At 61.9% G+C, this 19,700-nt stretch carries 21 protein-coding genes; 12 read left to right on the forward strand and 9 right to left on the reverse strand.

All coding sequences use genetic code 11. From position 1 onward, the window contains the following. Positions 1 to 334 precede the first annotated feature (334 nt). Positions 335 to 946: a PilZ domain-containing protein gene (locus tag O4H62_RS00265; protein WP_269385035.1), complete on the reverse strand. Its 612-nt coding sequence runs from the start codon at positions 944 to 946 to the stop codon at positions 335 to 337. Between the two features lie 86 nt (positions 947 to 1,032). Continuing rightward, positions 1,033 to 1,659: a PAS domain-containing protein gene (locus O4H62_RS00270; RefSeq protein ID WP_269385036.1), complete on the reverse strand. Its 627-nt coding sequence runs from the start codon at positions 1,657 to 1,659 to the stop codon at positions 1,033 to 1,035. Between the two features lie 341 nt (positions 1,660 to 2,000). Between O4H62_RS00270 and O4H62_RS00275 the strand changes: the two genes are divergently transcribed. Beyond that, positions 2,001 to 2,723, forward strand: coding sequence for a rhomboid family intramembrane serine protease (locus O4H62_RS00275; protein ID WP_269385038.1), 723 nt, complete (start codon positions 2,001 to 2,003; stop codon positions 2,721 to 2,723). 265 nt (positions 2,724 to 2,988) lie between these two features. Beyond that, a complete protein-coding gene (locus tag O4H62_RS00280; RefSeq protein WP_269385039.1) occupies positions 2,989 to 3,417 on the forward strand; it encodes a CBS domain-containing protein in 429 nt (142 codons plus the stop codon). Between the two features lie 97 nt (positions 3,418 to 3,514). Here the strand turns inward: O4H62_RS00280 and O4H62_RS00285 are convergent, their stop codons facing one another. The 3 genes from O4H62_RS00285 to folE form a co-directional block, all read right to left on the reverse strand. Further along, complete coding sequence (locus O4H62_RS00285) at positions 3,515 to 4,489, reverse strand: patatin-like phospholipase family protein (RefSeq protein WP_269385041.1); 975 nt, start codon at positions 4,487 to 4,489, stop codon at positions 3,515 to 3,517. Positions 4,490 to 4,599: 110 nt separating this feature from the next. Then, entirely contained in the window at positions 4,600 to 5,049 is a 450-nt protein-coding gene (gene hisI, locus O4H62_RS00290) for a phosphoribosyl-AMP cyclohydrolase (protein WP_269385043.1), read from the reverse strand. 27 nt (positions 5,050 to 5,076) lie between these two features. After that, positions 5,077 to 5,679, reverse strand: coding sequence for a GTP cyclohydrolase I FolE (gene folE / locus O4H62_RS00295; RefSeq protein WP_269385044.1), 603 nt, complete (start codon positions 5,677 to 5,679; stop codon positions 5,077 to 5,079). 285 nt (positions 5,680 to 5,964) lie between these two features. On the opposite strand from folE, the gene O4H62_RS00300 reads away from it, so the two are divergent. The 4 genes from O4H62_RS00300 (at position 5,965) to O4H62_RS00315 (ending at position 9,864) form a co-directional block, all read left to right on the forward strand. Next, positions 5,965 to 6,414, forward strand: coding sequence for an iron-sulfur cluster assembly scaffold protein (locus O4H62_RS00300; protein ID WP_269385045.1), 450 nt, complete (start codon positions 5,965 to 5,967; stop codon positions 6,412 to 6,414). Then, positions 6,411 to 6,755, forward strand: a complete 345-nt coding sequence (gene yidD, locus O4H62_RS00305) for a membrane protein insertion efficiency factor YidD (RefSeq protein ID WP_269385046.1) — start codon at positions 6,411 to 6,413, stop codon at positions 6,753 to 6,755. Before O4H62_RS00300 ends, yidD begins: the two co-directional genes overlap by 4 nt. 158 nt (positions 6,756 to 6,913) lie before the next feature. Then, positions 6,914 to 8,917 (forward strand): threonine--tRNA ligase, encoded by a 2,004-nt coding sequence (gene thrS, locus O4H62_RS00310; protein WP_269385047.1) that lies wholly within the window; start codon positions 6,914 to 6,916, stop codon positions 8,915 to 8,917. Positions 8,918 to 9,018: 101 nt separating this feature from the next. Continuing rightward, positions 9,019 to 9,864 (forward strand): lysophospholipid acyltransferase family protein, encoded by an 846-nt coding sequence (locus tag O4H62_RS00315; RefSeq protein WP_269385049.1) that lies wholly within the window; start codon positions 9,019 to 9,021, stop codon positions 9,862 to 9,864. Here O4H62_RS00315 and O4H62_RS00320 read toward each other — a convergent pair. Next, on the reverse strand, positions 9,861 to 10,790 hold the full coding sequence (locus O4H62_RS00320) for a hypothetical protein (protein WP_269385050.1): 930 nt from the start codon (positions 10,788 to 10,790) through the stop codon (positions 9,861 to 9,863). The two genes, O4H62_RS00315 and O4H62_RS00320, sit on opposite strands and share 4 nt — an antisense overlap. Positions 10,791 to 10,895: 105 nt before the next feature. On the opposite strand from O4H62_RS00320, the gene O4H62_RS00325 reads away from it, so the two are divergent. Continuing rightward, on the forward strand, positions 10,896 to 11,474 hold the full coding sequence (locus O4H62_RS00325) for a nitroreductase family protein (RefSeq protein WP_430538380.1): 579 nt from the start codon (positions 10,896 to 10,898) through the stop codon (positions 11,472 to 11,474). Between the two features lie 5 nt (positions 11,475 to 11,479). Next, a complete protein-coding gene (locus tag O4H62_RS00330; protein ID WP_269385053.1) occupies positions 11,480 to 12,094 on the forward strand; it encodes a flavin reductase family protein in 615 nt (204 codons plus the stop codon). Positions 12,095 to 12,100: 6 nt separating this feature from the next. Here O4H62_RS00330 and O4H62_RS00335 read toward each other — a convergent pair whose 3' ends face one another. Together O4H62_RS00335 and O4H62_RS00340 are read right to left on the reverse strand one after the other, a co-directional pair. Then, complete coding sequence (locus O4H62_RS00335) at positions 12,101 to 13,000, reverse strand: HpcH/HpaI aldolase/citrate lyase family protein (protein ID WP_269386252.1); 900 nt, start codon at positions 12,998 to 13,000, stop codon at positions 12,101 to 12,103. Beyond that, the gene (locus O4H62_RS00340; protein ID WP_269385054.1) at positions 13,000 to 13,455 is read right to left on the reverse strand and encodes a MaoC family dehydratase; all 456 of its coding nucleotides are present in this window, start codon (positions 13,453 to 13,455) and stop codon (positions 13,000 to 13,002) included. The genes O4H62_RS00335 and O4H62_RS00340 overlap by 1 nt, the downstream gene beginning before the upstream one ends. 339 nt (positions 13,456 to 13,794) lie before the next feature. Here O4H62_RS00340 and O4H62_RS00345 point away from each other — a divergent pair, with 339 nt between their 5' ends. Further along, complete coding sequence (locus O4H62_RS00345; protein WP_269385056.1) at positions 13,795 to 14,934, forward strand: DUF2336 domain-containing protein; 1,140 nt, start codon at positions 13,795 to 13,797, stop codon at positions 14,932 to 14,934. Between the two features lie 12 nt (positions 14,935 to 14,946). Here O4H62_RS00345 and parE read toward each other — a convergent pair whose 3' ends face one another. Further along, positions 14,947 to 17,025 carry a DNA topoisomerase IV subunit B gene (parE, locus tag O4H62_RS00350; protein ID WP_269385057.1) on the reverse strand — a complete coding sequence of 693 codons (2,079 nt, stop codon included), beginning with the start codon at positions 17,023 to 17,025 and terminating at the stop codon, positions 14,947 to 14,949. Between the two features lie 97 nt (positions 17,026 to 17,122). Here parE and O4H62_RS00355 point away from each other — a divergent pair, with 97 nt between their 5' ends. The 3 genes from O4H62_RS00355 (at position 17,123) to O4H62_RS00365 (ending at position 19,687) form a co-directional block, all read left to right on the forward strand. Continuing rightward, a complete protein-coding gene (locus O4H62_RS00355) occupies positions 17,123 to 17,995 on the forward strand; it encodes an alpha/beta hydrolase (RefSeq protein ID WP_269385059.1) in 873 nt (290 codons plus the stop codon). 235 nt (positions 17,996 to 18,230) lie between these two features. Further along, positions 18,231 to 18,677 carry a transporter gene (locus O4H62_RS00360; RefSeq protein ID WP_269385060.1) on the forward strand — a complete coding sequence of 149 codons (447 nt, stop codon included), beginning with the start codon at positions 18,231 to 18,233 and terminating at the stop codon, positions 18,675 to 18,677. Then, complete coding sequence (locus O4H62_RS00365; protein ID WP_269385061.1) at positions 18,674 to 19,687, forward strand: NAD-dependent epimerase/dehydratase family protein; 1,014 nt, start codon at positions 18,674 to 18,676, stop codon at positions 19,685 to 19,687. The genes O4H62_RS00360 and O4H62_RS00365 overlap by 4 nt, the downstream gene beginning before the upstream one ends. The last annotated feature ends 13 nt before the right edge of the window (positions 19,688 to 19,700 follow it).

Raw genomic sequence — 19,700 nt, forward strand, 5'->3', positions numbered from 1 at the left:
CTTCTCACCTCGCTGGTAAGCGAGAAGGCCATTTCCGAGCGCATTCTCTCAACGTTGTTGGCCGTCCTGACCTATGGCGTGTTCGACGCCAACGGAAGCATCGAGGTGCGGATCACCTTCGACCACAGGGTGATGGATGGACTGGTGGCAGCGCGCGCTTTCCCGGCTCGAACAGATATTGAACGTCGCGATCGCCGACGAGATTGCGCCCCGGTCTGCCTGAGGTTGGGCGGGAGTTTGGCACGGAAGGGCAGGGAAGTCCGCTGTGGTTGGCCGCAACATGAAAAACCGGCCGTTGCGGCCGGTTAGATAGTACGCTCGCGATAGCCTGGGTTCAGGACATCTGATTGATGGCTTCTTCCGGCTGCAGCGTCATGAATTCCATGGCGATACCTTCCTGGAAATGGCGCACCACGCGTCCGCGCATGTTGCCGAGCAGCACCATGGTTCCGAAGGCCGGGCGAACGTCGATTTCAACCGCGGCGCCGGAGACGGAGAGGTCGATGATGCGGCACGGATAACGGCGGCCATCGTCGAGGCGGATTTCGGAGACGGGATTGCTTGGCGAGACGCGCTCATGGCGGCGGTCTTCGGGCAGTCCGAGTTCGTGTTTGTTTGCGAGCCAGGTCAGCTGGGCGGAGAGCTTGTCGCGTTTGCGGTCGGTGGCGTTCAGCGAAATGGTGAAGGAGCGGAGCCCCGATTCGACCACCTTGCCCTCTATACGGCCGATGTAATCGACATAGGCGACGATACGTTCCCCGGCTTCCGGCCGCGAGCCGCTGTTGATCACGGCGTCGAAAGGCGACATCGCGTCAACAATGCAGTCGTGCTCGGAATGATCCGCACGCATGAAGCGGCCCTGCACAGAGATTGTCACGCGATGGAACTTCTGTTCCCCGTGGTCAGACGTATCGGACGGGTGCTGTGCGGTGGTTGCGGTCAACATGAAAGCCTGTCGATTTCCTGGCGATTGAGGCTTCATGTTAATCCAGCCAATGTTAACAATGGGTAAGCAAAGCCCGAATGCACCCGTTAATCGCGACGGCCGCCGTCAAGTACAACCAGATGCGCGACCTTCTTGCGGTTTGCGTTGAACCCGGCGGCAAATGTCGGGGTGGAGGCCGGCATCCTGACCTCGGGTCGGTTGGCCAGGAACACCGGATTGCGGGTCTGGTCGATGAAGCGAATGCCTGTCGTCGAAAAGCCAACAACCGGTTCGTGGCCGATCCAGTAGGGCGGGTCAAAGACCGACAACAACCCGATCAGCCTGTCATTGAGACCGCTGGGTCCGGTAATGGGGAGCAGAAGCATCTCGGCTTGCGCAACCCGTCCGCCCTGGCTCAGGCAATCGAGCGACATGACGGCAGGCATTGCGCCGGTTGCGACCGAGGCTCCGGTGCGACCGGCATTGCGGACGCCGTCGGCCAACCAGAGCGAGGCAAATGCCGTACCTTTCAGTTCCCGCCCGTGAAGCGCGCAGAGCGCCGTACCGGCGAGACGGAAGTTGAGCTGGTTGTCAGCCGCGAGGTCGCAGATGAAGACATTCGGCAACAGGGTGCGGATGTCAGCGGGCTCGATATCGGTTCGGCTGGGTGCTGCGCGGCCACCGCGCTTTTCGGTCCAGTATTCGAAAAGTTCAAAGCTGTTTTTGTGTTTCATCTTGTCGCCACCGTGGTTTCCGGGGCTGTCTGCGTCCCTGTATGTGCCGTTTTGGCGCAATCGGAACCCGGCAGCCGGTCTTTGGCGTTAACAATGCGAAAACCATGCCACGGCCGCGGCGTTAAGGTTAATATTGGGTTGCGTTTGCGGTGACCGGCGCGGCGTGCCATCCTGGGGCATCAGTTCTTGAAGGACGTTCCTTCAGCACAAATTAGGACGAGGGGACTCGACCAGCCGTTCGCACCATGCGAGCGGCTTTTTTTTACCCGGCGGTTGCCACTGTGCAGTGCGGGTTCTACTGCTCGTCGGATGGACATTGGAACAACGGAGAGCGGTTTCGCATGAGCCACGAGCACGACGCAAGAGACCCCGGGCCGCAATTGCCGCGACATGAACCGGTCTTCAATCTGCCGAATGTGGTTCTGGCGATGCTTCTGGTGATGGTCGCAATACAGGTGGCGCTCGATTCGCTGTTGCCGCGGGCCGCCATGCTCGAGATCTATCTGCAGACGGCGTTCATCCCGCAGCGCTACGACTTCGGGATTGCGGGGCAGGCCGGTCCCTATCTCTGGTCGCCCGTCACCTATTCGCTGCTTCATGGCGGATACGCCCACCTGGCGCTGAATTCGTTCTGGCTTGCGGCCTTCGGCGCGGTGGTCGCGCGCCGCATCGGCTGGATCCGGTTTCTCGTCTTCTGGTTCCTCAGTGCGATTGCGTCGGCGGCGCTTTTCCTCGCCTTTCACTGGGGTGACCAGAGCGTCATGGTCGGCGCATCCGGTGTCGTTTCGGCGCTGATGGGAGCGGCCGCGCGGTTCGCCTTTGGCGATGGCGGCGGTTTCCGTCGTGACAAGGCTCATCTCAACCGTCGGCTGAGCATCGTGCAATCGCTCCGAAATCGCACGGTTTTCGGGTTTCTCGTGGTCTGGTTTGGCATCAACATGCTGGCCGCGGTCGGCTTTTCATTCGGCATCGCCGATTCCGCCATCGCCTGGGAGGCGCATGTCGGCGGCTTCCTGTTCGGCTTTTTGACATTTTCGCTGTTCGATCCGATTGAGCCGCACTGACCCAGCCGGGCCGGTTTTCATAGGGGGCTTGCTGTCCTGTTTCCGGATCCGGCGAACCGAGCCATCCCGGAGAGGGCCTGTCCCCCGAGAATCCATGGCTTTTGGTGGCCATTTGACCCGTTCCGCGACAATTGGGCGGATGTCGGGCGAGCGTCATGCGCTGGAAGGTCCGCAGGCTTGCAAACGTCCGGGTTCAAGCGCACCATATGTTCCCGGCGTTGGGGAGCGCCCGGGACAATGAGGCCTATGGCGGAAGGAGGATTGAATGACTGTAAAACAGATACTTGACCAGAAGGGTCGCAACGTCGTCACCGTGAATCCCACGATGGGAACCGAGGAAGCGGTGCGATTTCTTTCCGACAACAAGATCGGCGCGGTCGTGGTGACCGGCAATGGCGGCAAGATAGCGGGCATTCTTTCCGAACGCGATATCGTGCGTGCAGTGGCATCGAAAGGGGCTGCCGCGCTCTCAGCGCCAATTTCGGCCATCATGACGTCCAAGGTGACGACCTGTGGCGAAGATCACAGCATCAACCAGGTGATGGAGCTGATGACCAATGGCCGGTTCAGGCATTTGCCGGTCGAGAAGGACGGCGCCCTGATCGGGATCATCTCGATTGGCGACGTGGTGCGGCGGCGCATCGAAGACGTCGAGCGCGAAGCCGAGGAGATCAAGGCCTATATCGCGGGCTGATCGCCCGGGTTTGCTGGTCCAAGGCAACCGCTGGGTGGCTTGTATGCCACGCAACTGCGGCCGGTTCGGGATTGCCACGCGCGACCGTGGTGCCGGTTCAGGCCGGTGACAGGATCGCCTGCATGCGCATGATCTCGCCGAGTTTCGCGGAAGCCTCCTGGTAGCCGCGGTCGATGGCTTCGCTGGCGCGGTGGAATTCCGACAGGCCAATGTCCGACAGTCGCGGGTGCAGCGACAGATCGGGCGGGTCGCCGGCAAGGCGCGCCCGCGAAATCCGGTCCTGAATGATGTTGAACGCCTGGACCATGACCGAGGTCATGCCGATCCGGCTTTCGCGTGGCTTCTGGCGCCGCTCGGGGCCGTCATAGGCGGGAGCAGGCTCGCTTGCCGTGTGCTTGATCACCGCCGAACGGCCATAGAGATCGTAGTGCAGGTTGACCGCCACGACGAGCGGCTGCTCGTGGGCGCGGCAGACCGATACCGGCACCGGGTTGACCAGCGCGCCATCGAGCAGTGTCCGGTTGTTGCAGCGGACCGGTTCGAAAATTCCCGGCAGCGCATAGGAGGCGCGAATGCCGGTAATCAGCGATCCCGATGATATCCAGACTTCGTGCCCGGTGTTGAGCTCCGCGGCGACGGCGACGAAGGTCCGGTCGAGATCCTCGATATTGACGCCGATGAGGTGTTCCTGCATGCGGTCGTTGAGCCGCATCCCGCCGAACAGGCCGCCGCCGCCGATGGCGAAGTCCAGCAGCCCGGCAATCCGGCGCATGGTCAGGCTTCGGGCAAAGTTTTCCAGCTCGTCCAGCCGTCCGGCCAGGTAGCAGCCTCCGACCAGGGCACCGATGGAGGTTCCGGCAATCATCGAAACCTCGACGCCGGCTTCGTCCAGCGCCCGCAGGACACCGATATGAGCCCATCCGCGAGCGGCGCCGCCGCCCAGAGCGAGGGCAATCCTTGGTTTTTCCGTAGGCTTGTGTTGCATCCCACCCACCGGTGTCATGGCCATTATGCTGCCGGCATCTGCGGCAGTGACTGGCTCTGTGGTACGGCTCATGTTCCAGTTCAGCATTATCTTTCCTTCCCCGCCGAACACTCCTCCGCGTTCAAGTCGATGACACCAGAGTTGGGTTGCAAATTGGTGAAGGAGACAGACTGCTGCTTCAAAATGGTGCAGCTTGCCTAATGATCAGTATACACGGATGCGGGATCGAAAAGCGGCTCGGAGTCGATTTCAAGCCGGGTTTCGCCGTCCCTGCCGACCACTTTGCGGTAGAAACAGGAGCGTCTGCCGGTATGGCATGTCGCATCGGCGCCGCTGACCCGGACCTTCAGCAGAACGGCATCCTGGTCGCAATCGACGCGGATTTCATCGACCATCTGAAGATTGCCGGAGGTTTCACCCTTCTTCCACAGCGAGTTGCGCGAACGGCTCCAGTAATGGGCGATCCCGGTGTCGATGGTCAGCCTGAGGGCTTCGGCATTCATGTGCGCAAGCATCAGCACCGCGTTGTCGCGGCTATCGGCGACAACCGCCGTGATCAGGCCGTTGGCGTCGAAGCGGGGCGACAGCTCCGCGCCTTCCTCGAGCACGAACTTGTCGGCAGGTGGTGCCTTGAATGAAGACGTCATGGGAACCCCTCAGTTCGGGGTTCGCATTCAACCCCTGATCAATGTCATGAAGCGGACCTGTTCGTGCGGATCCGTCTTGAAAGCGCCTGTAAAGGTCGTGGTGATGGTTGTCGAGCCTTGCTTCTTGATGCCGCGCATGGCCATGCACATGTGTTCGGCCTCGATCATCACCGCGACGCCGCGCGGATGCAAGGCATCGTCGATGGAATGGGCAATCTGGGCGGTCATGGTTTCCTGGATCTGCAGGCGGCGCCCGTAGATTTCGATAACCCGCGCGATTTTCGACAGGCCGAGAACCTTGCCGTCCGGCAGGTAGGCGACATGGGCCTTGCCGATGATCGGCACCATGTGGTGTTCGCAATGGGAGAAGAACGGGATGTCCTTGACCAGCACGATGTCGTCATAGCCCGCAACTTCCTCGAAGGTGCGTCCAAGTTCTTCCTCGACATCCTGGTCGTAGCCGGAAAACAGCTCCTTGTAGGCCTTGACCACGCGCTTTGGCGTGTCGCGCAGGCCTTCGCGGTTGATGTCATCGCCAACCCAGCGCAACAGCGTGCGGACGGCTTCCTCGGCTTCGGCTTCCGTCGGGCGGTTGTCCTTGGCATCCAGGGTCTTGACGATGGCATCCATGCTCGTGGTCTCCGTAGGGAATTGCACCCTTTACGTTGTTCGCATTCAGTCGGACCACGCACTCGGACAATAATGCTGGCCGCGCCGCATTTCATGTCCAGCGGGTTCCGGGGCTTTCGGGCGCAAGCCCTCCGGCACGGTCTCCCTCGGCGCACGGCAAACAGGTTTTGCCGAACGCCTGACAGGTACTATATAGTCATCTAAAGGCGCGCGTCGAGATGGGCACCGCCTTCTCGTGTCGCAACCCAAATGGCGGGACGCAAATCCAGGGAAAGGTCCGAACCGATGATCGACGATGTATACAATGCCCGGATCCTGGAATTTGCCGGCAACATTCCGCGCATCGGATCTCTCGAAGATGCGGATGCGGAAGCCTCGGCCCACTCGAAACTGTGCGGATCCAAGGTCAAGGTCTGGTTGAAGATGGACGGCGACCGGGTTTGTGACTTCGCCCACGACGTCAAGGCCTGTGCGCTCGGCCAGGCATCCTCGTCGATCATGGCGCGCAACATCATCGGTGCGAGTGCAACGGAGTTGCGCGAGGTGCGCGAAACCATGCGCAGGATGCTCAAGGAAAACGGTCCGACCCCTGAAGGCCGGTTCGCCGATCTCAAGTTCCTTGAACCGGTGCGCGACTATCGCGCGCGGCACGCCTCGACATTATTGACGTTCGACGCCGTGGTCGATTGCCTCGACCAGATCGCGGCGCGCAAGGGCAAGGAAGACGCGGCTTGAGCGCAGCGGATGCGAAGGGCCGGAACTGGCGCGGGCCCTGGCCCAAGACGCCCGGACGGCTTCTGGGCACCGGGCTGGTGCGGCTCTACCAACTGACATTGTCCGGCTTTATCGGTAATTCCTGCAGGCACCTGCCGACCTGTTCGGAATATGGTTACGAGGCAATCGCCCGGCACGGGCTATGGAAGGGCGGCTGGCTGGCGCTGTTCCGGGTCGGCCGCTGCGGCCCCGGCGGAACCCACGGCATCGACAATGTGCCCGAAACGCTGGATGCGCGGCAGGTGTGGTGGGCGCCATGGCGGTTTGCGGCCATAGGGCGACATTGCGGCGCCTGCAAATAGGTCAAACTGACACCTTCAGGCATCAGGTTGGGGCCGATTTTGGCGTGCTGCAACCGCTATACTTGCCCGTCTTGGCCAAATCGCGTAAACGCCGCCCTGCACACACAATACTCAACCACCCGCGTTCGTTGGCGGGACTGGATCAAGGAGAGACTGCCATGGCTTCTGCCGTATCCCTCACATTTCCCGATGGCTCCAAGCGCGAATACCCCGCCGGCACGACCGGCCGCGAGGTTGCCGAGTTGATTTCCAAGTCGCTGGCCAAGAAGGCTGTCGCGATCGCGCTCGACGGTGAACTCACCGATCTGAGCGATCCGGTCCGTGACGGCGCGCTGGAGATTGTCACCCGTACCGATCCGCGTGCGCTGGAACTGATCCGGCACGATACCGCGCATGTGATGGCCGAGGCCGTGCAGGAGCTGTTTCCCGGCACCCAGGTAACCATCGGCCCGGTGATCGAGAACGGATTCTACTACGATTTCGCCAGGAACCAGCCGTTCACGCCGGAAGACCTGCCGGTGATCGAAAAGAAGATGAAAGAGATCATCGCCCGCAACAAGCCCTTCACCAAGGAGGTCTGGTCGCGCGATGAAGCCAGGCGCGTGTTCGAGGACAAGGGCGAGTCCTACAAGGTCGAGTTGATCGAGGCGATTCCCGCCGACCAGGATCTGAAGATTTACCGCCAGGGCGACTGGTTCGACCTCTGCCGCGGCCCGCACATGGCCTCGACCGGCCAGATCGGCACCGCCTTCAAGCTGATGAAGGTCGCGGGGGCCTACTGGCGCGGCGATTCCAACAACACCATGCTGACCCGCATCTACGGCACGGCCTGGGCCGAGCAGGCCGAACTCGACGCCTATCTGCACATGCTGGAAGAAGCCGAGAAGCGCGACCATCGCCGCCTGGGCCGCGAAATGGACCTGTTCCACTTCCAGGAAGAGGGGCCGGGCGTGGTGTTTTGGCATTCCAAGGGCTGGAAGATGTTCCAGAACCTCGTCGCCTACATGCGGCGGCGGCTCGAGAACGATTATGAGGAGGTAAATGCGCCGCAGATCCTCGACAAGAGCCTGTGGGAGACCTCCGGTCACTGGGGCTGGTACCAGGAAAACATGTTCGCGGTGAAATCCGCCCATGCCTTCACCAATCCCGACGATGAGAACGCCGACAACCGGATCTTCGCGCTCAAGCCGATGAACTGTCCCGGCCATGTGCAGATTTTCAAGCACGGGCTGAAATCCTACCGCGACCTGCCGGTCCGGCTCGCCGAATTCGGCAATGTGCACCGCTACGAGCCGTCGGGCGCGCTGCACGGGCTGATGCGGGTGCGGGCCTTTACCCAGGACGACGCGCATGTCTTCTGCACCGAAGAGCAGCTTGAGGCGGAGATCCTGAAAATCAACGATCTGATGATGTCGGTCTACAAGGATTTCGGCTTCGAGGAGGTCGTGGTCAAGCTCGCCACCCGGCCGGAAAAGCGCGTCGGTACGGACGCCATGTGGGATCATGCCGAGGAGATCCTGAAGGGGGCGCTCGAGCGCATGGCGCGCGAGGACAGCCGCATCAAGGTCGGCATCAACGAAGGCGAGGGGACGTTCTACGGACCCAAGTTCGAGTACACCCTGCGCGATGCGATCGGCCGCGATTGGCAGTGCGGCACGACCCAGGTCGACTTCAACCTGCCCGAACGTTTCGGCGCCTTCTATATCGGCTCCGATTCGGAGAAGAAGCAGCCGGTCATGGTGCACCGGGCGATCTGCGGATCGCTCGAGCGCTTTCTCGGCATCCTGATCGAAAGCCATGCCGGGCACATGCCGCTGTGGTTCGCGCCGCTGCAGGTTGTCGTTGCGACGATCACCTCCGAGGCCGATGACTACGGCGCTTTGGTTGCCCAGAAGCTGCGTGATGCAGGACTTCAGGTGGAAACCGACTTCCGCAACGAGAAGATCAACTACAAGGTCCGCGAGCATTCGCTGGCCAAGGTGCCGGTGATTCTGGTCTGCGGCATGCGCGAAGCCGAGGAACAGGCCGTCAATGTCCGCAGGCTCGGAAGCCGCGACCAGGTGTCGATGACGCTCGATGCGGCGATTGCGCAACTGGTCGAGGAGGCAACCCCGCCCGACATGCTGCGCAAGAACGCCGAGAAGGCATCGCGGGCCGCCTGAGCCCTTTCCGGCGCGGCAGGCCGACCTTGCCGCGCCGGTTGTCACACGATGTTCATGCAGACGTGGCATGCGAAGCGACCTTGTCTTCTTCGAGAACCACGATGCGCCTCGATCAATTGAGCTACGCCAACGAAAACCAGCCCCGGTTCAAACGCTGGATCATCCGGTCGATCGAGGGCCTGTCGGGCCGCGACCGTTACCTCAGGCTCTACCAGATCTGGAGCCGGGACATCGTCCCGCAGGGCCAGCAGATATTCACGAAGATGCTCGACCTGATCGATATCCGTCTCGACCTCAGGTCCGAGTGGCCGCCGCGCAACCTTCCAGACAGCCCGCTCGTGATCGTAGCCAACCATCCCTTCGGCATCGGTGACGGCATCGCGGTGCTGGCGATGGCCGAAGCCCTTGGGCGGCCGTTCCGCGTGCTGATCAACAATGATCTGATGAAGATTCCCGAGATTGCGCCCTACGCGCTGCCGATCTCGTTTGACGAGACCCGCGAGGCGCTGGCCATGAACATGGCGACCCGGCACGAAGCGGTACGGCTCTTGAAATCCGGTGTGACGGTGGTGGTGTTCCCGGCGGGAGGGGTCGCAACTGCGCCGAAAGGATTTGGCCGCGCGGTCGATCTGCCCTGGAAGATGTTCCCGGCGCGGCTGGTTCAGGCGGCGCGCGCATCGGTCATCCCGGTCTATTTCGGCGGCCAGAACGGCCGCCTGTTTCATCTCGCCAGCCGGGTGTCGATGACGCTCAGGATCTCTTTGCTGATCCGCGAATTCCGCAGGCTGTCGGGAACGACGATAGTCGCCCGTGCGGGCAGGGTGCTCGAAGCGGATGAACTCGCCTGCCTCACCGACCGGAAACAGCTGCTCGAAACGCTCTACAATTCGGTCTTCGATCTGGGGCCGCCGCAGCGCGTGACGGACAGGCGGCTCAAGAGCGCCTAGTTGAGCAGGACTTCCACATCCGCATTGCGGCCGGCGACCACGGTGAATTCGCGCTGCAGCACCTTGGCCTTGTTGCGGGCGATGGCGGTGTATTCGCCTTCGGCAAGCACGATGGTGGGGAAGGCGCCGACGCTTTCCGACACCACGTCGCCGCCGGATGTCAGGATCGACCAGGCGGTGTCGGCGATGGCTTCTCCGCCCGGTTCGGCGACCAGCTTGAGGGTCAGCTGGGCGGCGCGGTGCTGGATGACGGCCTCGGTCAGCTTGCCGGCCTCGACCCGGATGTCGGAGCGGATGACCGCGTTGACGGAGCCGTATTCCGAAACAATGTGGTAGGTGCCGGCATTGAGACGGACGATGGTGTTGGGCTTGACGTCCTCGACCACGAGCTGCTGTTCGCCGTCGATGCCTTCCTCGGCCTTGTAGATGTTGAAGCGCAGCTGGCTGGAAGGAATGCGCGCATCGACCCCGGAGACTGCGTTGAGGATCAGTCCGCCGGCCTCCATGACGATATGCTGTTTCTCGATCGGCCCGTCTCTCGGCACCGTCAGCTTCTTGGTGACGCCGGCGCGGCCGAAGGCCACGTGCAGGAAATAGTCGCCCGGCTCGAACTCGAATTCCGCCGATCCACCCTCGGAACTGGCAAGCAGCGGCAGTTTGCCGTCCGGTCCAGGCGTGGTGTGGAAGATGCGCCAGGTCAATCCGTGCTTGAGCGGTTCGCTCGTCTCGGTTAGCGCGGCTTCCATGCGCACCGTCCGCCTGATCGCCGCATTGTCGCCATCGGAGCCGGCCGGTGCGTATTCCGTCAGCCCGGGCAGGGTGATCTTCGGTTCGTCACCGGTGGCAAAGGCATCCTGGGCGTTGGCGACGTTGAACTGCACCAGAAACGTCAGTGCGGAAAGAAGAACAATAGACAGTCTGTTCATAAGGTACGGTCCGGTTGACTTCTGGAATGCGAGAGGTCACTTGGACCCCAGAGCCATGGCAAATTCATGACCGTTTTCGGTCAAACCTGAATGCACGAGGAAGACATGCCGGTCAATGCTGCCCTGAAAACCTATCTCGAAACCCGCCGCTCCATCCCTGCGTTTCAGATGAGCGAGCCGGGACCGTCACGGGCTGAAATCGAGGACATGCTGAAGCTTGCCAGCCGGGTTCCTGATCACGGCAAGCTCGCGCCATGGCGGTTCATCGTCTATTCGGGCGCGGTCAGGGAGCGGATGTCGCTGGAACTGGCGGAGATCGCCATGGCCAACAAGCCGGATATGGCGGAAGACATGATCGCGGTCGAGAAAGCCCGGCTGACCCGCGCGCCGGTGGTGATCGCGGTTGTCTCGCGCGCCGCACCCCACGTCAAAATCCCCGAATGGGAACAGGTGTTGAGCGCAGGCGCGGTCTGTCTCAATCTGGTGATGGCGGCAAATGCGCTCGGTTATGCCTCGAACTGGCTGACCGAATGGTTTGCCTTCGACGAGCGGGCATATCCGGTTCTCGGGATTTCCGGCGGCGAGAAGGTCGCCGGCTTCATCCACATCGGGACACCGAAGATGCATCCGGGCGAACGGCCAAGGCCCGAGCTCGCCGATATCGTCACCTTCGCCGGGGAATAGACGCGATGTTCTACACCGCGCAGAAGAATGACCACGGGCTGCCGCATGACCCGTTCAAGGCGATTGTCTCGCCGCGACCGATCGGCTGGATCGGTACCCGGGGCAACGACGGATCGGTCAACCTCGCACCATACTCGTTTTTCAACGCGATATCCGATCATCCGAAGATGGTGATGTTCTCGTCGTCGGGGCGCAAGGACACGCTGCGCAATGTCGAGGAAACACGGGTCTTCACCACCAGCATGGTCGGCCGCGCCCTGACCGAGCAGATGAACCTCTCGTCGGCCGACGCGCCTTACGGCGAGAACGAATTCGATTTCTCCGGCCTGACAATGGCTGAAGCTCAGCTGATCAATGCGCCGTTCGTGGCCGAAGCCCATGCGGCGCTGGAATGCAAGGTGACGGAAATCTTCGAGGCGAAGAGCCTCGAGGGCAAGCCGAGCGGCTCCTTCGTGGTCATCGGCCAGGTGGTGGGAATCCATATCGACGAGGCGGCAATTGTCGATGGCCGGTTCGACATGGCGACCGTGGCGCCGCTGGCGCGTCTTGGCTACATGGATTATGCCGATGCAGCCGAGACCTTCGAGTTGCGACGGCCTGCCTGGCCGCTCAACAAGTAACCGGCGTTATTGAATTTCGGGCACTGCGTGCGGCTCCAGTCCGGCCCGCCGCGCCACGCGTTCGGCCTGACGCAGATGCGGCCGGTCTATCATCTTGCCGTCGAGCGACAGAACACCGGTGTCGGGGCCTGCGGCGGCGAACAGCGCCAGGATCCTGACGGCGCGTTCCACGTCTTCGGGCGCAGGGGTGAAGGCCTTGTTGATCACCGCCACCTGGTCCGGGTGAATGGCCATCTTGCCGGTGAATCCATCGCGGACGGCCGCGCGGCACTCGGCATCCAGCCCTTCCATGTCGCGAAAGTCGGTGAACACGGTGTCGATCGCATCGACGCGGGAATGGGCGGCTGCCAGGATGGTCAGGCTTCGCGCCATGCGGAAGACATCGGTGTAGACGCCGTTGTCATTCTTGTTGGAGGAGGCCCCGATGTCGGCGGCGAGATCCTCGGCGCCCCATGCCAGCGCCGAGAGACGTTCGGACTTGGCGGCGAAGGAGCCTGCGGACAACATGCCGCCGGCCGTCTCAGTCATCAGCGCGTGGATCCGGATCTTGCCAACCTCAAGGCCTGCTTCGGCCTCATGCACGCCGATCCGGGCGCTGAGATCCTGAATATCCGCGCCCGACCCGGCCTTGGGCAGCAGGATCGCATCGGGAGACGCTGCGACCACCGCCGCCAGATCGTCGTCACTCATGCCCGTGTCAAGCGCGTTGACGCGCACGATCAGCCATGGCGTGCCTGCGCCCCTGTCTGCGTCGTTGAGGAAGGACGCCACCAGCGTGCGGGCTTCGGACTTGCGGGCCTGCGCAACCGAATCTTCAAGATCGAGTATCAGCGCGTCGGCGCCGGAGCTTGCAGCCTTGGCCATCTTGCGTTCCGAGTCGCCTGGAACGAACAGCAGCGAGCGCATCATGCCTTCGGCCTTTTGCGCATCATGGCCTGGCGGACGCAACGGGCGACCAGCTTGCCGTGCTGGTTAAAGGCCTGGTGCTCCATTTCAACGATGCCACGGTCGTCCTTCGATTTCGATTCGCGAACCGTCAGCACCTTGGTTTCCACCCGTACGGTGTCGCCGTGAAAAAGCGGATTGGGGAATGTAACCTCGCTCATTCCCAGGTTGGCGATGGTCGTGCCAACCGTTGTGTCGTTGACCGAGATCCCGATCATCAGGCCCAGCGTGAAGAGCGAGTTGACCAATGGCTGGCCGAATTCCGTGGTCTTGCAAAACTCGAAATCGATGTGCAGCGGCTGTGGATTGAGCGTCATGTTGGAAAACAACATGTTGTCCATTTCGGTGACCGTTCGCCGCAGAGTGTGGGAAATCACAGCGCCCGGTTCGAATTCCTCAAGATACATGCCGCGCATGCTTTACCCCTCGTACAGTTGCAGGTGTATTGATGCCGCGTTCCAAACCGATGTGCAAGTTCCAGATTCCGATGAATCCTGAAGGGGGCCGATTTGGCGAGGGGCTGTGGACAGTGACGGCGCGGGGGCCGGGCGCTTTCCCGTCGTTGCGATCCGATAATATTGAAAGAATGCGGAAATCTCCGCTGATTTGCGAGGGGGCTTGGCAAAAAGGCGAGCGTGATAGAGGGAGCGGCCGAGGATTTGGGGGTGGCCGAGACGTTAACAAGTATGGTGAACCGATCGTAAACCATTTGGCCCTAGTGTCAGGACACAGGTACCGAGTGGGGTCGCATTTTCATGATTGTAAAGTCCTTTTTGAAGTGGTCGGAAACCGCCAAGGTCGGTGACCGCTGCCGTGCAACCAAGGCCTTGACCCAGGCCTACGCGCAAGGACGCATGGACCCATCCGAACGACAGGAGGCCGAGGCGGCTCTGGCGCTGCTGCTCGAGGATCCTTCTCCCAAGGTCCGGCTGGCGCTTGCCGAAGGCCTTGCCCTGGTTGAACACGCACCGCGCAGCATCCTGCTGGGGCTGGCTTTCGACCAGATCGAGGTGGCCGGAAGGGTCATCGCGCTGTCTCCGGCGCTGGCCGACAATGACCTGATCGAAATCGTTGCCTCCGGCCGCTCATCGCTTCAGCGCTTCGTGGCGTTCCGGTGCCCGGTGTCCGTGTCGGTCGCGGCCGCGATGGCGGAAGTCGGGGAACCCGAAGCGGTTGCCGACATGCTGGATAATCCGCACGTATCCATTGCGCGGATTTCGCTGCGCCGGATTGCCGAGCGGTTCGGCGACGAGGCCGAAATCCGGGCCCGGCTGTTCGAACGCCCGGATCTGCCTTGCGATGTACGTCAGGCGCTGGTGGAGCGGCTCGGCGCGGCGCTGGCCGGATCGGATTTCATCCGCTCTGCCATTGGCGGAAGCCGTGGCCGCAAGATCACCGAGGAAGCCTGCATGACGGCCACGTTGAGACTGGCCGAGACGGTGGCCCAGGACGAGATTCCGGCGCTTGTCGAGCACCTGCGCATATCGGGACGCCTGACTCCTGCCTTCCTGATCCATGCCTTGTGCGCGGGCAATGTTGATTTCTTCGCCAGCGCCGTGGTGTCGCTGTCGGGCATGAGCGATTCGCGGGTCCGCGGCATATTGATCGACGGGCGTGAAACCGCGATGCGGGCGCTTTACCGGTCCGTCGGGCTCGGGGGCGACCTGGCGCCGGTGTTCGTTACCGCAACCCAGATCTGGCGCGCGGCGTCGCGCAATCAGGCCGCTGTCGATCCAGGACTGGTCACCGCGGAACTCCTGCAACGCCATGCACGCGATGCGGCAAACCTGCCATCGGTTGCGGAACTGCTGCGGCTGGTCGAAACCATGCATTTCAGCTGGCGTCGCCAAGCCTCGCGCGATTACGCCCAGGCGCTGGCCGCACAGGCCGCCTGACGTCGATCCTGCTCAGATGTCGAGATTCTCGGCGAAGGCTGCGTGTTCCTGGATGAAGCGGAAACGAGCGTCGGCCTTTGTCCCCATCAGGTTGTCGACGGTGTCCCGGGTCGATTCCGGATCGCTCACGTCGACCGCAACCTTCAAGAGGGTCCGCTTGGCGGGATCCATGGTGGTCTCTTTCAGCTGCGAGGCCATCATTTCGCCAAGCCCCTTGAACCGGTTGATCTCGACCTTGCCGCGACCGGTGAATTCGGTTTCCAGCAGTTCCACCCTGTGTGCGTCGTCACGGGCATAGAGCGACTTGGCGCCCTGGGTGAGCTTGTAGAGCGGCGGGACAGCGAGATAGAGGTGGCCCTGGCGGATCAGTTCGGGCATTTCCTGATAGAAGAAGGTGATCAGCAGCGATGCGATATGGGCACCATCGACGTCGGCATCGGTCATGATGATGATGCGCTCGTAGCGCAGGTCTTCTTCGCGGTATTTCGACCGGGTCCCGCACCCAAGTGCCTGAATGAGATCGGCGATCTGCTGGTTCGCGCCGAGCTTCTCGCGGCCTGCACTCGCCACGTTGAGGATTTTCCCGCGCAACGGCAGGATGGCCTGGTTGGAGCGGTCGCGGGCCTGTTTTGCCGAGCCTCCAGCGGAATCGCCCTCGACGATGAACAATTCAGCCCCGGCCGCGGCGGTCTGGCTGCAATCGGACAGCTTGCCGGGGAGCCTGAGTTTCCTGACGGCGGTCTTGCGGTTGACTTCCTTTTCCTTGCGGCGTCTGACCCGTTCGTCAGCGCGGTCGATCACCCATTCAAGCAGCTTGTCGGCTTCGGCGGGTGAGTCCGCGAGGAAATGGTCGAACGGATCGCGCAGGGCATTCTCGACGATCCTCTGGGCCTCGACGGTCGCCAGCTTGTCCTTGGTCTGGCCGACGAATTCCGGTTCGCGGATGAAGACCGACAGCATGCCGATCGAGGAGATCATCACGTCGTCGGTGGTGATCGCGGCGGCGCGCTTGTTGCCGGTGAGCTCGGCATAGGCCTTCAGCCCCTTGGTCAGCGCGATGCGCAGGCCCGCTTCATGGGTGCCGCCGTCCGGCGTCGGGATGGTGTTGCAGTAGGAGCTGATCGACGAATCTCCGCCATACCAGGTGATCGCCCATTCCAGCGAACCGTGGCCGCCGGAACGCTCGGTCTTGCCGGCGAAGATGTCGCGGTTGACGCGATGTTCCTTGCCAAGCGAGGCCTCCAGATAGTCCTTGAGGCCGCCTGGGAAGTGAAACACGGCCTTTTCCGGGGTATCGGTGCCTTCGACCAGCGATGCAGCGCAGACCCAGCGGATCTCGACGCCGCCGAACAGATAGGCCTTGGAGCGGGCCATGCGGTAGAGCCGTCCCGGGTCAAACCGGGCGCCGGCGCCGAAGATGTCCGGATCGGGATGGAAGCGGACCTTGGTGCCGCGGCGGTTGTGAATGTCGCCGAGCTCCTCGAGGCCGCCCTGCGGAATGCCGCGGGAAAAGCGCTGCCGGTAGAGTTTCTTGTTGCGCGCGATCTCGACCACCAGATCATCCGACAGCGCGTTGACCACGGAAACGCCGACGCCGTGCAGGCCGCCCGAAGTTTCATAGACCTTGCTGTCGAACTTGCCGCCGGCGTGCAGCACCGTCATGATCACCTCGAGGGTGGACTTGCCGGGAAACTTCGGATGGTTTTCCACAGGAATGCCGCGGCCGTTGTCTGTGACGGAAAGGTAGCCGTCCGCGTCGAGCTCGACCTCTATGAAGTTGGCGTGCCCGGCCACGGCTTCGTCCATCGAGTTGTCGATGACTTCGGCGAACAGGTGGTGAAGGGCGCGTTCGTCCGTGCCGCCGATATACATGCCAGGACGGCGGCGCACCGGTTCGAGGCCTTCCAGGACCTCGATGGTGGAGGCATCATAGGCGTCACCGCTGGCGGGAGCACCCGCTTTGGAGGCCTCCGGCCGGGTCGCTTTCGGCGCCGCAGCGGCGGGTTGTCTTGCTGCCGTGTTTTCCGTTTTTGGCGCGGGCGTTGCCGCGGAGGTGCCAGCTGTGGAAAAAAGATCGTTGGAATCGTCCATATCGCCGTGATGCCTGATGTAGATTGGGAAAACGAATCAGCCGGAGTGTGCCAGAATCCGTTCTTTCAATCGACTGTGTAGCATTTGGTTCGCGGCTTTGCGCGGCGTAGTTGATGCGCGGCGAGCGATAATCCTTGCCCTGGCGGTGCTGACCGGTGCGGTCGCGCCGGCACAGGGGTTCGAACTGCGGGGGCACAAGGACCGGCTTTTTGCCTATCCGGGCATTCTGTCGATTTCCCAGGACGGCTCATTCGAGGTTGTCGCCTATGACAAGTTGCGCGACATCCACAAGCGGGACGTGGAGCCGGAGCGGCGGGTTCAGTCGAAATACGTTTCGCTGGGGGTGAAGAGGCAGAGCCGGGTGGCGCTGCACGAAGCCAACGGACGTTCGGTCGAGACCGGTGTCACCGGTGACTATTCCAAGGCACGGTTTGCGGTCATTTTCGTGCATGGGCGGGGCGGGGACCAGCGGCTGGGCATGAACGACTATACATTCGGCGGGAACTTCAACCGGCTGAAGAACCTCGTGCTGCTCAATGGCGGCGCCTATCTGTCGCCGACCGTCAAAAGTTTTGACGATGCCGGCGCGGCCGACATCAGGGAACTGATCATCGCCGGCCGGGCGCCGGTGGTGCTGGCCTGCGCCTCGATGGGGGCGATCATCTGCTCGAAGCTTGCCAATGATCCGGCGCTGGTGCCGCGGCTTGCCGGCATGACGCTGCTCGGCGGCGCGCCCGACATGGGAATTGTCAAGAGTGCGGCGGTGCGGGCGCGAATGCCGATCGTCTTTACCCATGGCAGCCTCGACACGGTCTATGCCTGGCAGGACCAGAAATCGGTGTTCGACAGCGTGCAACGCTCAAGCGAGGGGTATCCGGCGCGGTTCGTCCTGTTTGACACCGGCTCGCACGGCACGCCCATCCGGATGACCGACTGGAAGCAGACGCTCGAGTTTCTTCTCAGCCGCTAAGGTTGGCGGGCATCCAACGGGATGCGCAAGGCAGGCTCTGATGGTTCTCATCCGGCGCATCGTGTCTGCGTCGGGTTTCGCCAACCGCCGGGTGCGCGTTGCGTCTATCGGGACCCGAGCCGCAAACGGTTCATTTCGGGAATAGATACAATTTAAGGAAAAATTGACCGCGCCGCTCAACCGGATGTTGGGGAAATACAGCTAGAACCGGTCCGATCCTAATTCGGAGCGGGACATGAAATACATAGCATTCATTCTTTTTACCGTGCTGACCAATGCCGCGGCCCAGCTGATGCTGAAGCAGGGCATGATATCGCTGGGGCCGGTGTCGTTCACCGCCGATACCATGATCGCGCGGATCTTCCAGATTCTGTTCAACCCCTGGGTATTCGCCGGACTGGCAACCTTTGTCATCTCGATGGCGTCGCATCTTTATGTGCTGTCGAAGGTTGAACTGTCGTTTGCCTATCCCTTCCTGAGCCTTGCTTACGTGGCCGTGGCGGTCTTCGCCTTCGTGCTGTTCAAGGAAGATCTCAACAGCTGGCGCATTGCCGGCATCGCCTTCATCTGCGTGGGAACGGTTCTGATTGCCCAATCCGGCCGTGACGGCCAGGCAACCGCCGGGCATGAAACCGCGCAGCTTTCAAAAACTACCGTAGCAGCAAGTGAGATTACGCGATGAAACACATTCTTTTCGGAGGCGACGGATTTGTCGGCCGCCATCTTGCACAGAAGCTTCTTGCCGATGGCGAGGACGTGGTGGTCGCGGACATCGTCAACGACAACAAGGCGTTTTACCGGGATGCGACGATCGTCAAGTGCGATGTGACCAGGCCCGACATGGTGGCCGGCGTGCCGATCGCGGCAGATGACATGGTCTACAACCTGTCGGCCAAGATGCTGTCGCCGCTGCAGATCCGTTCGAAGCGTCATGAATTCTTCTATCCGGTCAATTACGACGGGACCAAGAACATCATCGGGGCGATGGAAAAGGCGGGCGCCAGCAAGCTCGTGCATTTCACCACCGACATGATCTACGGCCACACCGTCACGTTCCCTATGACCGAGGACCATCCGGTTGCGCCGCTGGGTGAATATGGCCAGTCGAAACTCGATACCGAGGTGCTGGCGGCCGAATGGCGCAAGCGCGGCATGTCGATCTCGCTGTTCCGCCCAAGGCTGATCATTGGCCCGGGCCGGCTCGGCATCCTCGAGAAACTGTTCAAGCTGGTTGACGCCAACCTGCCGGTGCCGATGATCGGATCGGGCAGGAATCCGTACCAGTTCATCTCGGTGTTCGACTGTGCCGAGGCCGCGCGACTGGCCTGGAAGGCCGGCGTGCCGAACGAGGCCTACAATCTCGGCTCGATCAATCCGCCGCCGGTGCGCAAGCTCCTGGGTGATCTGGTCAAGCACGCGGGTTCGAAATCGTTCCTGATCCCGACGCCGGGCTGGGCGGTGAAGCGCACGCTGGATCTGTTCGATCTGATCAACATGCCGATCATGGATCCGGAACAGTACCTGATTGCAGACGAGAACTGCGTTCTCGACGTTTCCAAGGGCGAGCGTCAGCTCGGCTGGGTGCCGCAATACCGCGATGAGGACATGCTGATCGCGGCCTATGACGAATATCACGCTGCCAAGGCGCGCACCGGATCCTCCGCTGCAGCCCAGGTCGCACCGGCCGAATGAATCGTTCCGAGGG

This window comes from Parahoeflea alexandrii, from assembly GCF_027214025.1.
In the GTDB taxonomy this organism is placed as follows: domain Bacteria; phylum Pseudomonadota; class Alphaproteobacteria; order Rhizobiales; family Rhizobiaceae; genus Hoeflea; species Hoeflea alexandrii_A.